The organism is Lewinella sp. (assembly GCF_050633125.1).
In the GTDB taxonomy this organism is placed as follows: Bacteria; Bacteroidota; Bacteroidia; order Chitinophagales; family Saprospiraceae; genus Lewinella.
The window spans coordinates 1-15,338 of record NZ_JBOEFX010000053.1 but is presented as its reverse complement, the minus strand read 5'-3'; the positions used below and the strand labels follow the sequence as shown (position 1 = coordinate 15,338).

Annotated in this window: 11 protein-coding genes; 4 read left to right on the top strand and 7 right to left on the bottom strand. The window is 44.3% G+C overall.

Features of this window, described 5'->3' with window-relative positions; all coding sequences use genetic code 11:
- The first annotated feature begins 105 nt into the window (after positions 1–105).
- Positions 106–1,989: a T9SS type A sorting domain-containing protein gene (locus tag ACRBG0_RS12665; protein ID WP_431487241.1), complete on the top strand. Its 1,884-nt coding sequence runs from the start codon at positions 106–108 to the stop codon at positions 1,987–1,989.
- Positions 1,990–2,116: 127 nt separating this feature from the next.
- Here the strand turns inward: ACRBG0_RS12665 and ACRBG0_RS12660 are convergent, their stop codons facing one another.
- From ACRBG0_RS12660 to gldA, 6 genes are all read right to left on the bottom strand, one after another.
- Positions 2,117–4,876: an AAA domain-containing protein gene (locus tag ACRBG0_RS12660; RefSeq protein WP_431487240.1), complete on the bottom strand. Its 2,760-nt coding sequence runs from the start codon at positions 4,874–4,876 to the stop codon at positions 2,117–2,119.
- A 121-nt stretch (positions 4,877–4,997) separates the two neighbouring features.
- The gene (locus ACRBG0_RS12655; protein ID WP_431487239.1) at positions 4,998–6,002 is read right to left on the bottom strand and encodes a DUF4340 domain-containing protein; all 1,005 of its coding nucleotides are present in this window, start codon (positions 6,000–6,002) and stop codon (positions 4,998–5,000) included.
- A gap of 98 nt (positions 6,003–6,100) precedes the next feature.
- On the bottom strand, positions 6,101–7,825 hold the full coding sequence (gene gldG / locus ACRBG0_RS12650) for a gliding motility-associated ABC transporter substrate-binding protein GldG (RefSeq protein ID WP_431487238.1): 1,725 nt from the start codon (positions 7,823–7,825) through the stop codon (positions 6,101–6,103).
- 72 nt (positions 7,826–7,897) lie between these two features.
- On the bottom strand, positions 7,898–8,629 hold the full coding sequence (gldF, locus tag ACRBG0_RS12645) for a gliding motility-associated ABC transporter permease subunit GldF (protein ID WP_020539129.1): 732 nt from the start codon (positions 8,627–8,629) through the stop codon (positions 7,898–7,900).
- Between the two features lie 120 nt (positions 8,630–8,749).
- Positions 8,750–9,442 (bottom strand): hypothetical protein, encoded by a 693-nt coding sequence (locus tag ACRBG0_RS12640; RefSeq protein WP_431487237.1) that lies wholly within the window; start codon positions 9,440–9,442, stop codon positions 8,750–8,752.
- A complete protein-coding gene (gene gldA / locus ACRBG0_RS12635) occupies positions 9,439–10,359 on the bottom strand; it encodes a gliding motility-associated ABC transporter ATP-binding subunit GldA (RefSeq protein ID WP_431487236.1) in 921 nt (306 codons plus the stop codon). Before gldA ends, ACRBG0_RS12640 begins: the two co-directional genes overlap by 4 nt.
- Positions 10,360–10,698: 339 nt before the next feature.
- On the opposite strand from gldA, the gene ACRBG0_RS12630 reads away from it, so the two are divergent.
- From ACRBG0_RS12630 to ACRBG0_RS12620, 3 genes are all read left to right on the top strand, one after another.
- Complete coding sequence (locus ACRBG0_RS12630) at positions 10,699–12,279, top strand: hypothetical protein (RefSeq protein WP_431487235.1); 1,581 nt, start codon at positions 10,699–10,701, stop codon at positions 12,277–12,279.
- Positions 12,280–12,379: 100 nt separating this feature from the next.
- The gene (locus tag ACRBG0_RS12625) at positions 12,380–12,895 is read left to right on the top strand and encodes a hypothetical protein (protein ID WP_431487234.1); all 516 of its coding nucleotides are present in this window, start codon (positions 12,380–12,382) and stop codon (positions 12,893–12,895) included.
- A gap of 31 nt (positions 12,896–12,926) precedes the next feature.
- A complete protein-coding gene (locus ACRBG0_RS12620; RefSeq protein WP_431487233.1) occupies positions 12,927–14,261 on the top strand; it encodes a hypothetical protein in 1,335 nt (444 codons plus the stop codon).
- Here the strand turns inward: ACRBG0_RS12620 and ACRBG0_RS12615 are convergent.
- On the bottom strand, positions 14,258–15,338 hold a 1,081-nt coding region (locus tag ACRBG0_RS12615; RefSeq protein WP_431487232.1), incomplete at its 5' end, for a dipeptidase. The genes ACRBG0_RS12620 and ACRBG0_RS12615 overlap by 4 nt on opposite strands.

The following is a 15,338-nucleotide window of genomic DNA, read 5'->3' as shown; positions in this document are numbered from 1 at the left end:
TTTATCTTTGCATCCTCTCTCTAAAAAACAACGATGAATCAAATATTGATTCGTTAATTTTCAGGTGTAAGCCTGATGATTTGCTTATTTAAAAAATCTGATTTTATGCAATTGAAGAATTACGTAATCGCCTTATTCTGTTTGTCATTGACCACTTTTGGTCTACAAGCACAAGACTTTTTCACAGAATCTTTCACTAGTGATGGTGGAGTTCCTACAGGTTGGATGAATGTAGAAGTAGCCGGAAACGGTACTCCTTCCGCCTCTTGGCTATTTGGAACAGATGGCCCTACAGGACCATTCGCAACTGATCTTATCGCAAGTACCACAGCTACTGACGGCTGGGCTACTTTTGATTCTGATTTGAACTGTTCACAAACGGTACAAGATGCCTGGTTGATTTCACCAGCTATTGATGCTTCTGATAAAGCTGCTGTTTGGTTAATATTTGAAACGCTTTACCGTAGTTTCAATGACCGCCCGCAAATTCGCGTAGGTACTGATTTAGATGATCTTGCCAGCTGGGAAACTTTTGAAGTATTCCCTGGTATTGCTGCCAATGACTTTGGTGGTATTCTTGATGGTGATCCTGCTCAGAACCCACAGACGATTCAGTTGGACTTATCTGCTGCAGCTGCTGGTGTTAACAATGTATATGTTGCTTTCCAGTTTCTTTCTGACGGTGGTACTGCGAATGGTGGTAACCTTACTGCTTGTGGTTACAGCTGGCAGGTGGATGATATGGTCTTGACCGAGACTGATCCTCGCCCAGCTAACGAAATGCGTGTAAATGCTTTCGCTGCTGTAGCACCTAACGCTTTAACACCTGCTAGCCAGGTAGAACCTATCGGCTTTATCGCTGATATCGCTAACGCTGGTTCTGCTACCCAAGCTACCGTAACCTTGAACATGACGATCACCAACAATGCTGGTGCAGAAGTATACAACGACGAGATCGTTTACACTGATATTGTTTCTGATTCAACGGCGGAAAACGTACTGTTTCCTACTGAATTTACACCTCCTGCTGTAGCTGATATCTATACTGCAACCTACTCATTATCTTACGATGGTGATGATATGGATGCGATTCCTGGCAACAATACCAACCAGTTTGTTTTCTCAGTAACTGATACGCTTTTCGCTAAGGAAATCGGTTCTACCCGTGGTGTTTCTCCTGCTGATGATGACAGCTACACCTATGGTAATGTTTACACCATCAATAGTGATATGACGCTGGAAGGTGAACCACTACATGCACGTACCATCTCTTTTGGTGTAACCAATGCAGATGAATTGGCAGGTCGTTTTGTAACTGTTTTGTTACTTGAGTGGCCAGAAGATGCCAATGAAAGTTTCATTGCTGAGCAGGACGAGTATACAATCTATGGTTTTAATTCTTACGAATTTACCGGTAATGAAGGTGATGGCCTGATTACAGTAATGGCTAACGAAGATGGCCCATTACCATTGACGGAAGGTTTTAACTATATTGCTGCTATTCAGTATTCAACGGATGATGATCAGGCTATGTTCTTGCAGGCTTCTGAGGATTATGATTATGCGGCAATGACTTTCTACACCGATTCTTTAGACCGTATTCGCTATTCTGCTGCACTTGATGTGAGCAACGAAGGTGATTTGAGCATGACTGGTTTCGGTCAGGATATCGTGCCTGTTGTACGCCTGAGTGTTGGAAACGATGTAGTTACTAGTACCAGCGAAGTAGAATTACCTACGGGTGCCGTTTCGGTATTCCCTAACCCTGCTAACACTTACGTGAACCTGGATTTCGATCTGGAAGAGCAAACAAGTGGCCGTTTGGTGGTATTCAATACCAAAGGACAGGTGATTATCAACCGTACTTTAGATAATGTAATGAAGGAGCGCATTCAGTTGGAAACTGCTGGCTTGCCTAGCGGTACTTACTTGATCCGCGTTGATACTGAACTTGGTGTAAGCAACCGTATGATTACGGTTCAGCACTAAATTCTACTTTATCTCAGCAGCCTTACAGTTGTTGGAATAAAAAATAGCACGGAAATAAATCACCATTTATTTCTACGCAATACAAAAGAAGGGCATAGATGAGGTAATTCTCATTTATGCCCTTTTCTTATTTAGGTTTTATTGAAAGGAAGGTTTTTAGCGCATGCCTGCTTTCTTCGGGGGAGTTTATCCATTGACTATAAGGCAGGGAGAAGCAGGGAATCCCCAGTCGCTCAAGCATTCTCCATCGTTCTAGCGGTAACGCCATTTCGTAAACGCCGGGAAAACCGATGAGATCAATGCAGTAAGTATGATTTTGATGGACCACAACCAAATCAATTTCGAGCCCGGCAATAGGATAATTTTCCAAGATCGTAGATGTGCCTTGCTGTGCAATAAATTGGCTCACTTCTTCCAGGAAGGGATCGGTGTCAAACGAAGCTTTTTGAGCAATAGCTGGAGTCGATTCTACTACACCTGATGTCTGTAGATAACGTGTCAATAGATGATCAACGGGAAGCTGATGAACATCAACGGATAGGAACATATACTGAGCAGCCCGAGCTCGGGTAATGCTTACATTAAAGACATTCTCTTTAGCAAGGTAGCGGTAAGTACCGGCAGGAGTTGTTGCATCAACGACCCAGGAAATTAGCATCAGATCTCGTTCTTCTCCCTGAAAGTCGTGTGGGGTACCGATCAAGATGCGGTGTCGAGCAAGCTCTTCTGCGGAGAATGCTTCTTTGACGGCTTTTCGCAAAAAATCGACTTGGGCCCTAAAAGGCGAAAGTAAACCAATGGATTGGTGTAGTGCCGAATCCAATTCTCTTTCTTGATCGACAGTACTTCTTATTTTACGAAGGATCGCTTCCGCTTCTTTGATGTTATGCCCGCTGGCGTCTCTATCGCCATTTGAGCGATGTAGGAAAATACACTTTTGCGCATGATTATGCGGGTGTGCCGTCATGATTTTTAGTTGTGACCGATAGAAATTAACATTACTAAAATTGATGATCCCCGGTAAGGAGCGAAAATGCTCATCCAGTAGAATGATGTTTTGTTGATGCTTGATGCGGTTACTCACCAAATCAAGTAGACTGTGGTCACGGTAAGAGAGTCGCTGCTGCAAGTTGTTTAGTTCGGTAGCAGGTAACTGAAAGCGTTGTGCAAAACCGAGTTGCCGCTCCCTCGACAGGAAGGAAACGTGCCGAAGCTGTTTGGGGTCACCCACAATTACGGCTCTTTTGGCCCGTTGCAGCAGCGGGAAAGCACTGGCCATATCTGATTGACTGGCTTCGTCAATAATGACAAGGTCAAACAAGCTAGCCTCCAAAGGAAGTACTTCTTGAATATGGCTACTGTCGACCAACCATACCGGAAGAGCGCTTAGTAGTTTTCGGAAATTTATCTGGTTGAAATACCGTTCTTTTTGATTGCCCGTTTTACTTTTAAGGGCTTCCCATGTTTGTTGCAGTTCATTTCTGTGAGTACGTAAGGCACTGGTGAGGCACGCGGAAAACAAGCCCTCTAGGTGTTTCCGCGAACGATGTTGTAACTTATGACTAGCTTGTTCTAATTGTTGGTGGAGTTCCCACATCGGAGTGATACCGTCAAAAGCTCTTCGTAGTCGCCAACGCTGAAACCGCTCTCGCCAGCTAAGGGAATCCTTAGTCATCAACTTTCCCATAATAAGCTCTTTATCGGCTCGTAGCGCAAGGATATCTTCCAAGTTAGCTGTTTGGGAAAGGAAAGTATCCAATTCAATTTTTATCCGCTTTTGATCAGAAGGGTAAACGTATTTTACACCCAAACCATTTAACCAGTCTTTTAGTCGGCGGCGCAAATGCTTGCGATAATCCTTACGGGTAGCACGGATAGCAATACCGGGAAGTTGAAAGTCTCTTTCCAATTTATCGGCAATAACTTCAACTGCTTGTGGGTTTTTGGCTGCAATCAGCACCGACTCACCTTGGCTGAGTCGATCAGCGGCAATAGCAGCGATAGTAAAGGACTTTCCCGTCCCTGGTGGCCCGTTGACCATAGTGATCGTTTGTGTAGCTGCTGCCTGGAGGATGGCCTTTTGGTTATTGCTTAGCAGTACGGGCAGAGGGGTAGGCGTTTGTTTTTTATTGGTGGATGAAAGGTCGTCATTGGTGAATAACTCTTGAAGAACAGGTGAAAAGGTAGTACCCTGAGCAATGGTTTCCAATTCATTGAGAATGCCCAATGATCCCGATGCTTTTTGCATCATTGCTAAACCTGTATGAGGTAAAAGCGTAAATCCTTCTTTTTGCTTTCGTATGCTTTGTTTGAGGGATTGTTCGCTAATAGATTTAGGAAACGCATCTAGATCATTTAGCACTAAGTCAGGAAAAATGGAAGCAAGTTGCAGCTCTAGGGCGTGCAGGTGGTCAAAATCAAGTGGGCCGGTGGGCAAAATATTGTTCAGGTGATCTAAGAGGGAAGGGATGTTCCCAATATTCAACTCCTGAAGGACATCCGCTACAGCTGGATTGATGACCATGCCGGAAAAATCAAGGCTTACCTGATACACTTCCTGTAAGTGATTAAGCTCTGCCGGGATTAAATACAAGGGCGCGCAGACGGTACGTTGTTTGCCGAGCAACTGGGTACGCCCCACCAGAAATAAGGCATGGACATAGAGCTGCTCTTCTTTGCCATGGAGGTAGATGTGTTTGCTTAAAGAGCTGGCCCAATCCGTGTCAACGGGCAAAGTTTCGAGGGTGCCTTGGAGAAAAGCTTCATCGGCAAAGAGGTGTTGATGATTGGCTTTAGTGCTGAAAAAATTCAAAAGATTTACCGCCCGATAGTCGGCCTGGTAGCAGGCACGGAGATACTGGGTAATGGCAGGTAGCGCATTTGCCATAATTCTTTGTTGCGTTAATGATAACTAATAGTTGTCAAACTAATGACTTCATATAGTTACCACAATTTCTTTACTCTTGCTACCAAAGTCGATGAAGCTGGATGAATTTTAGATGTAATTACTATTCGTAGAAAAAGTCGTAAGCCCACAGGATTTTACTCACCATTGGGTTCTGAAGGATCATAAAATCATTGGCATGAGTCAGGCCATAATAACCTGTTACTTCGGTCGGCTGAGTGGTTGTCCCCGTCTTAGGGTCAACGAAGGGTTTACCGAAGATAGGGAATAGTTGTAGTGATTGAGTATCCTCATTCTTAGTATCTACGGTAATAATGGCAAAAGGAATCTGCTGAGTGATTTCATCTCTTTCTCGGTTTAGGTTGTTGAAGCCGGAAGCGATGATCTTTTCAAAATTATTACGATAGGCTTGAACTCTACTAGGCTGTAAAGGCTTTTGTATACGGGGCGTCAAAGGGTAGAATGGTTCAACTTTGGGCGCTTCGTTATAGTCGATCCTAAAAGACTTGTTTTGTTGTTTAGGATATTCGACACTAACGCTGGTGATATTTTCCGGGTTTAGTCGGAAGATGGTACGGTCTCGCCAGTCATCGCCAATGAGGTTATAGCGGAAGCGGAGGTTACCTTCCCATCCTGGAATTTCGGCTACGTACGGTTGTTCTGCACCATCAAGAATGATATGTGTACCTCGTTCATCATTGGTTGCACCACCAATGTAGTAGGTTTTTAGCAGTTCGTTGTCCTTACCGTATATCTCTACCTTGATACCTTGGGTAGCTAAACCATCAATCATATTGGGGATGGCCGCGTCAGCAGGTTTGAAGCGCATTCGTATTTTGTCAACAGCTGTGAGAAGGTTCTCTACAGCATCTGGCCGAGCAGGGTATTCGTCGTTGTACACCCATCCAGAAGATGTACGGGTAAGGGTTGTACGGTTGCCGTTGCGGTCACCTAGGAACACCTTATAAACATCCTCGCGAGGTACGGAGAACTCCCGGTCTGCACCAACCACGGAGCTCACTGTCCCCTGTTTTTCTTCGCTCATTAAAAAATAGGCACCAGCGCCTAGGATTACTACAGCGACTAATAAAATAAGGGTACGATTCATTAATTTTTTATTTGTCCGCAAAGGTGCGGGCTTCCTCTGGTTTATCCAAACCGGATTGAGTGAAAGTGCCGACAAAGGGGGTAGGGGATAGCTTTGGTTTATTCTCTTTTATTCACCAACCCGTACTTTTTTCTTCGTAGTAAGAAATAAACCAAACCAAATAATAGTAGAAGTGCTACAGGGGTAGCAATGTTGATTACTCTCCAGAAGGTAGCTTCGGCCTCGGCCCGCTCATTGTTGAGCATACGTAGGCGTACTTCCTTGCCGCGGGCCTGGATGATCCCCCCGTCGTCGAGCAGGTATTCCAGCGCATTGAAAAGGAAGTCTTTATTTGAGAATTGATATTTCTCGAAAACATTGTACCCCAGAGGAACAACCGATCCATCGGGGCGTACAGGGTTGGCAACAACGTCTCCATCTGAGACGACAATCATAGCATTAGGAACACTTTGACTTTGATACTCTACGCCGATATCTTCTAAAACCGCCAAATTTTCAGGGCTCAGCCTGTTTTCGTACATACTGGAAAAAGTGCCTTCTAATAGTACACCCATGACCAAAGAATCCTGTTGGAATTTGTTTGGATCAAGGTCGTAGCGGAGAAAGTCAAAATCGAGACCAACAGGTAGTTTTTGGTAACGAGCAGCATCACTACTCATTAGCAGGATGGTTTTATCAATAGGCGTTTTTGTCCGGGGAGAAAGGTCAATGGAACTGGGGTAAAAGAGGTTGACGGCTTCCAGGCTACGGACAATTGGGTGGTTGCTCTGTGGCAGTGCCAGTACATGGTAGGGATAACGGAAGAGGTCAAACTGAGGCGCATTACCCAGCATACCCGTAGCGAGGGGAATACGTGTACTACGTAAATCCTGCACCAAATCATCATTGAATCGGAGCCCATAGCGGAAGAGCAGATCGTCGATGTTAAGGTCGTAAGGTTTTGGGTAATATTCCGGTCTGCCTTGCAAACTATCCAGGTCAACAGCCACTCGGTCGAGGAGCCACATGACCTTACCTCCGTTCATGATATATTGGTCAATTTTAAACTTGTTGTTGTCCGAGAAGGGGCGAGTAGGTTTTGCAATAATTAATGCAGAAATGTCTTGAGGGATCACAGCCACGCTATCCATTGACAAGCGGCCTACATCGTAATAGGTCCGGAGTTCTTTTTCCAAGTCAGCCGTTTGGATAGGCGGAAGTTCTCCTTGTCCGGTACTGAATGCAATGATTTCGCGATAAGAGCGGTTTAGTTTTTGAATAGCATTTGCAAACTTATATTCCAAAAGCGCTACGGCATTGTTTAGCACCACATCGCTGGGTACGCCGGGGATTTCGTTTTCGAGAATATTGACGTAAACAGAGCGCTCTCCCTTATAGAAAATGGCATAAGGAAAAATGGAAGTAGTAGAAGTCCCTTCAACGCCTTTTACACGAAGATTGACGGGGACGATGCCCTCTTCTTTGTATTGCTCTCGACGGGTGTTGATTTCGTCGACAGTCCCTTCGTTGGGGTTGTAGAACTCATATTCAATGTAGGGCGATTCCGAGTGGAAATCCTCCAACATCTCACGGGTGGCAGATTGTAAACGCTTAAATCCTGCCGGGAATTCGCCCTCTAGCAAGACGCGAACAAAAATGACGTCTTCCTGTGCTTCGAGCAAGGTTTTCGTGCCCTCTGTGAGGGTGTAGCGTTTTTCTTCGGTCAAGTCTAAGGCTCCATAAAGAGGACGTCCCCCCATCCGGCTATTGGCCACGATGTTGATCAAAAGGAGCACTCCTAAGCCTAGAAAAAATTGAACGATAGTTTGTGTCTTACGATTCACGCTAAGGGATTTTTGTAAAAACGTAATGGATTACGTCTCCATGCAATTGTGTATACCTCTAGTTTTGGAGTGTTACCATTTTCTACGCTCCAATGCCAGCATAGAGAGGAAGAGAAAAAAGCCGGAAGCACTCAAGAAGTAGATGACATCGCGGGAGTCTATGACGCCACGGCTTAGACTGTCATAATGGTAAAGCATCCCCATCATTTGTACGACATCATCACCCTGGCCTATAAAAATGGGTAACCGGCTGAGGTAGTCGAAGCCCCAGAAAAACCAGAAACACATCGCTGTAGCTGCCAAGAAGGCTACAATTTGATTACGGGTAATGGAACTGGCAAAAATGCCGATGGCTGCAAAGCCTCCGGCCAGGAAAAGGAGGCCGATATAGGATCCAAGGATTCCGCCCGAGTCGAGATTACCACGGGGTGCCCCCAATTCATACACCGTATAGTAATAAAAGAGGGTAGGCAATAAGGCAAAGGCAATCAATGCAAAACTCGCGAGGTACTTGCCCAAAATGATTTGCCAGTCGGAAATTGGACGGGTGATCAGTAGTTCAATTGTTCCGCTTTGTTGCTCTTCAGCAAAAGTACGCATGGTGATTGCCGGAATAAGGAAGACGAAAATGTTAGGCGCCAGTGCAAAAAGCTGGTCGAGCGTAGCAAAGCCATAATTGAGTAAGCTGGTGTCGGGGAAAACAAACATAAACAGCCCCAGTACTATCAGGAAAACACCGATAACAATATAGCCGATCAGGGAGCTGAAAAACAGATTAATTTCTTTGCGAAAAATACTGAGCATGAGCTTCTTTTGGTTGAATGCAACTTGATTTTACCGTACAGGTGCCAAGGAAACCATAGTCACATAGTATTTGCAAAAGTACAAAAGCAGCCGCGTTTGTACTAATGCGTTTTTACTAATCTAATTGGTGAGTTGAGAAGGTGCGGGCAGATAAATAGGGTGGCGATCATCATAGATGAGTAAAGTGCGTTGAAGACGTTTTTCTGCTTCCTCTATTGAAAGGCTTTCCAGTGATTTGGTCAGCGCAGGATCATCGGCCATCAGTCGCATGAGGTTCACTCGATCAAAGGGGCTGGTTTCGCCAGTAGCCAGGGCCAGAACGCGCTCGGTAAGCATAGGTTTCTCGCGGATTACATTTTGTTGCCGGAAGGGTATCCCCGTCATTGGGTTATAGGCCTTTATCAAGACTGTATCCGGTTGGTTTTGCTCATAAGCAAAATAGCACAAGCGACCACGAACCCGCAAACCTGCATAGACCGTAAAATTACGGACAGTATCCACATAAGCACGGGTATAAGCAAGGCCATTGAGGCAAATGAAATCTATATTTTGTAACGCTACGGGAAGATCGGGACGCCCTTTAGGGTACAAATTCTCGACTTTCAGAATATACTCTTCCTCTTGTACAACTAGGTTCCCGGCCAGGGTTTTGAAAGTAAGATTGGGTTGGTTGGTTCGCAATACTTCGGCATTTGCATAAAGACCATCGGTAAAGCGAAAATTGACATCCACCAAAACACTGTCAGTAGCTTCCGTCTGTGCATACAAACCAAGAAAACAAAACATTAAAACCAGGTTCAAACCATACTTCATACCTTCGCTTTTTGTTCCGTTAATTGGCGGAATACATCTTCAATACTCAGTTCGTCGCGGCGCAACTCTAACAAAGGAGCCTTTTGCGCCACCGCTAATTGGAAAACAGCTTCGCGGATATCTTGTTTGCCTACAGAGGCTAGTCGCCAGCGGTCTTTTCCAAATGATTCAACGGTACGAACCCCGGAGATTGCAGCGAGGTCTGCCTTAGTTACAGGTTTTGCAAAGGCAACGGTCACAATCGTTTCTCCTTGCAGTCGGGACTGTAATCTCTCGATAGGATCGTTGGCAACGAGTTTTCCCTGGTTGATGATGATGACCCGGTCGCACAATGCTTGTACTTCCTGCATAATGTGGGTAGAAAAAATTACGGTTTTCTTTTCACCCAACTGCTTGATAAGGTTCCGGATTTCTGCCAACTGATTAGGGTCAAGGCCAGAAGTCGGTTCGTCAAGAATGAGCACTTGAGGGTCGTGAATCATGGCTTGAGCCAAGCCCACCCGCTGGCGATAACCTTTAGAGAGGGCTCCAATAGGTTTATGCTGTTCCTTACCCAGCCCGGTCATGTCAATAAGCTCATTGATGCGCTTTTCAGGCTTGGCCAGCTTGTGGATGCGGGCTACAAAAGTCAGATATTCCCGTACGTACATATCCTTGTAGAGGGGGTTATTTTCTGGCAGGTAACCAATCTCGCGTTGAGCGGTCAGGGTATCTTCCACGACATCAATCCCACAAACCGTCAACTTGCCTTCGCTGGGAGGCAGGTAGCCGGTAATCATCTTCATGGTGGTGGTCTTACCCGCACCGTTAGGGCCAAGGAAGCCAAGGATTTCTCCGGGTTTTGCTTCGAAGGCAATATGGTCCACCGCGCGTTGGGTGTCGTAAATTTTCGTTAGTTGTTCAACTTGAACTGACATATGTAGGCTTTTGCTACCGCAAAAATAGCAGGTATACTGGTAAGTGGAGATATAAAATCAGTTATTCCTGTTTTCTAAACGGCTTTAGAGGTAGGAAGTTTAAGCTTATGGTGTTACTTACTGGTCTACAACGCTCAGAATCAAAGGAGCGTATAGAAAGGTAAATGGTTGGTAGATCATTCTTTTATGCAGAGAAAGAGTGCTGATGTTAGGTAGTGTAGCAAGGTACCTAAAAGAACGGGCTGAAGCCCCTAATGTGCAACTTTTCATAGGTTTAAAGGTCTTTTTGTGCGTATCGTTTTAAACATCTTTTGAGGTTAATGCTAAAGACAATTATTAATGAAATCTTTGATGCTTCCAATTAAGAATAAAATATATAGAGTTGCTTTTCTATCTCTTTTCCTTTATGCCATATTTGGGTTGACATCTTCTGTTACTGCACAATCATTTGATCAAATCACAAATGATCAATGGGAAGAGGATATTGATTTTTTATCAGAGCAATTATTAAAAACAGTGCCTGGTATAGAAGAGCGTGTTAGCAAGGAGGTGCTAGAAGCTGAGATGGAAGCTCTTAAATCAAGTTTACCGAACCTTAACGGTGTTCAAACAGCTCTAGCTCTCCAAAAGGTGCTTGGCTTAGTGAAGGAGGATGGGTGTGACATCTACCCGTTTCAAGAAGTTTTAGGGAGCAAAATATTACCTCTAAAAACCTATCTATTTGCTGATGGACTATACATCTGTGATGCAAGTGAAGAATACAGCAATATAATTGGGCAAAAAATAGAAACAATAAATAAAGTTCCTGTTGCAAATGTTTTGAAAGCGATAATGGCTTTTTCTCCTGCTGATAATACCTACTTTCAGGCTTATCTGTTTCCTTTTTATTGGCAAATTGATACTTGGTTCGCCTCAGCTATGAACGCCCCTATTACAGAGGAATTAACATTAGGTTTCACATCAGGCAAGGAGGCGGTTGTAGCTTACGAAGAAGTTTCGGAGTATATCCAACTCGATCGACAGCTGACTAGTCACCGGCAATTAAGTTCATCTTCCATACGACATGAAAATGAAAACTACTGGATGGAATATATGGAAGAAGAACAAACTTTATTTGTACAGTTTCTGACCATTTCTGATAATAAGGGAGGGCTATCAATTAAGCAATTTACAGAAGAAGTAGAAACCGCGATTAAAACTTTAGAAATCGCGAGGTTGGTTATTGATAATCGCTATGGTGGTGGTGGGAATGGTTTTAAATTAAAACCATTTATAGATATGATCAAAGAAAGTGAAGCGTTGAATCACCGAGGCAAATTATTTGTTCTTACGAGCAGGGCAACCCGTGGTACGGTGATGGAACTTACTTCAATTTTAGAGCTCAATACGAAAGCCGTATTTATTGGAGAACCTACTGGCGAAGGGCCTAATTTAGTTGGCGATACGAGAATAGTTGAACTGCCAAATTCAAAACTTCGTGTGTCTTTAACGAATAAATTTTGGCCTACCAGTTGGGAAAAAGACAATAGGTTGGTTATTCATCCAGAAGTAGAGGTAGCTTACCGTTTTGAAGATTATCAAGAAAAAATAGATCCTTGGTTAATTGCAGTTCAGGAATATGAACCTGTATCGGAAATTACAGAAAAGGCTCAAATTAAATCACTTAGCCCTTTGAAGGGTAAGTACTCAATAGAAGGTGAGTCTGTAGAGATTTTTGAAGAAAACGGGCAGCTATTTGTTGCGTTGAAACGAAAAATGAAGAGTTTTTTCGAACTTAAAACCCAACTTTACCCCATGGAAGAAGGGGTTTTAGTAACAGATATAAGGGATGTTAAGCTCTTGTATAAGCTTGATTTGAATGGTAAACCGGAATTATTAGGTATTAGTTGGAAAGGAGTTGATTTAAGAATTAATAGCTAGTTAATCAGATTTTTATAAGAGACTTGTGATTGTAAAACGTTAATGGGGTAAGGAACTGATCCAGAATTAGTATTTTTACGAACGGACAAAGTCTATAAACATGAAATATTTACCTCTTCTCCTTTTCACCCTACTGCTCTGGGCTTGTGATACCCCAAAGCCTAATGCAGCAACTAGTGCCGTCCCTATGGCAGAGGCAGCCTACGTTTCACCTAAAGTATACACGGTAAACGAACCTCTAGCGGGCTTGCCAGCTGATTCTATTCCTGTTTCTTATTCCATCAAAGGTGTGGCTGAAGCCCCTGTCGGATTCAATGGCATGATGGGCGAATGGGTGGCTGCGTATGATGAAAACGAGGCCGTCAGGTTTCTGCCAGGCAAATATGTTTCCTATTATAAAGGAGAAAAAGTCGTGGAAGAAAATATGACATACTACCAGATTTGTCCAGAAGAGTGTACTGGTGGTCAAGGGCCGGAATTGCCCTGTTTTGTGCTGTCTAGTGCCTATGAAAAAATGTGCTTTGCCATTTTGAACCAAACTGACGAAATGCTGGAATTAAGTCTGTTGGGCGCTGATGGTGCTGTACTTACCTATCACCGAAAAAAAGCCAATTAAAGTACTAAGTACTTGGTATCAAATAAAACCTATGAGCTTTTTCGAACGCTGGTTCGGCAATAAAGATGAAGCCAATGCTCAGCCCGATATTCGTTTTGGGCGCTATAGCGACTCCTATAAATCCACCGATTGCTATGACGCTTGGGATGCAGCACTTACTGATTTCGAAAACGGTAAGTACCTCACTTCCTACGAGCAGTTTCTTTATTTTCTGAGAGACGAAGAAGAAGAGAATGTCGTATGGGAAAAAAGTGATCAAGGCCTCGCGTTTGAACTGTTTCAGGGCAGTAAAAGAGTAGTTGGATGGGCCACACGCCAACGGTTAAGAGTAGAAGCACGGGTAGCAAGAATTAGCGCCCCCCGGCCAGAATTATTAAGGAGATTGGTCGAACAGAATTATTCGCTCAAATTTAGCCGTTACGCCCTTGATCCGGATTATCATATTACTGTGGTGTTTGAAACAGATACCATCGACGCCTCTCCTTATAAGTTATACTACGCCCTGAAAGAGGTCGCTACCCAGGCCGACAAACAAGACGATCTACTGCTAGAGGAATTCGGCCACATGGAGCCCGTCGATAGTTCTCATTTGAACCCGCTATCGGAAGAGGAGACCCACATCAAGCATCAGTATATTGTCAAGGAAATTCGCAGGACACTGGAGGAAGCCGAAAATGGTGCGCTTGACAGAGAAGAATACCCCAGTGGCACGGCTTGCCTATTACTGTCATTGATTTACAAACTGGACTATTTGACCAAGCCAGAGGGCTTTACGATGGAGGCACTGGAGCGTATTCACCGTCGTTTTTTCTCCAAAGACACGGCGATGAATGTTCAGCAAAAAAATGAAATGATCATCGCTGAGCTGCGTAGCTTGCTCGAACGCTCTGAAAAAGAGTACAGCAGGGAGATGTATCAGGTGAAAACGACCTTCGGAATTACCGCCCCGGTCACCCACGATCGTATCGTCAACCTTATCGATTCGGAATTACACCAGATGGACTGGTACAAAGAGAATGGGTACTACAAAATTGCTGCTGCTTACCCTTGTTATATCGTGGGTTATAGCCTGTTTATTTATGCTATACCACAGCCTGATCGCGAGTTTTTTCATTTGTTTTTTAGGGTAACAGAGCCAGCTTATTTTAAAGGACTGGGTTTTCAACCTAATTATTGTGACCCAGAAACCAAACAGTTGGACAGCAAATCCATCCGAAAGGCTATTGATCAAATCGCCAAAAAACACCGCAGTCGCTATCCACAGTTACGGCCGTCTGTGAGCACCCTTTCTTTTGATAATTTGCTCGATTTCTCTAGGACCTTTTTACTCATGATTCGGGAGCTGGATCTGACCAGGTTAGATTAACCCCAAAACGTCCGAATAAACCGTTCTGCATTTCCATGGGCGAGCGCTTTCAATTCCTGTTCCGTTACACCAAGTTCATTTAGTTGCTGCAAAATTTTTGGGTATTGGCCAGCATCTTCGTATTCAGGAAAAAAGAGAGGCTGGCGCTCCGGAGCAGGAATCCCTAGGCGGTAGAAAAAATCGGCACCAAAGGCCATACATTTAGGCGCATTGGCCAAGCCGTAACGGATATGTTCCAACAAAGAACTCGGTTGGTCACCATCGAGAAACAATCGTAGGAAATTGGCCCCAATTAAACCATTCCGGTTGACGATTTCTACGACCAGCTCGGAGGGTAAATTGCGAGAATGATTCCGTAAGATGCGAAAGTTGGAATGACTGGCGATTACTGCCAGGTCGTAGCGTTTTTTATCAATATAATTGATGATGTCATAGGCCATCGCATCGCTGGTATGCGACAAATCTACGGGGATATCTTTTTCTGCCATGTAGTCGAGCAAAGCTTCTCCATCAGGTTTTAGTCCAACGGTGCTGTAGTTGCCGCCGCCAAAACGATTTTCGGTATGATGAGTGATCGTAATGTAAAAGAGCCGCTTGCCAATATTGAGGATGTTATCCAAGCGGGCAAAGGCAGTTTCCAACGATTCTTCTTCCGTGGCAAGAATACTGGCGTTTTCGATAGCTAAAGTGACACCTATTTGGTCTTTTACTGGCTGGTCGAGTTGCTTACTATCAGTGAGGGCAAAGAAGGGAGATTGTTGCAGCAAATCTTGGTAAGCTTGTAGTTGTAGCTCGCCCCAGTGTACGCTCTCGGCACCTGTGGTAGCAAAAATAGCTAGTACCTGATGTTTTACATTTCCTTTTTGCAAATAGGGCAGGGTCACGCCAATATCCTCTGTAGCAAGTATGCTGGCTCCTGGTGCTTTTGCCAGGTAGAGAAGGAGGTCGCAGTGGAGGTCTGTGATGTTCAAGTTGATGTTGTTTAGGAAATATTCTACGATAATAACAAAAAAAGCGCCGACCAAGTGGCCAGCGCTTTTATGTTGTGGAGACGCCGAGAGTCGAACTCGGGTCCAG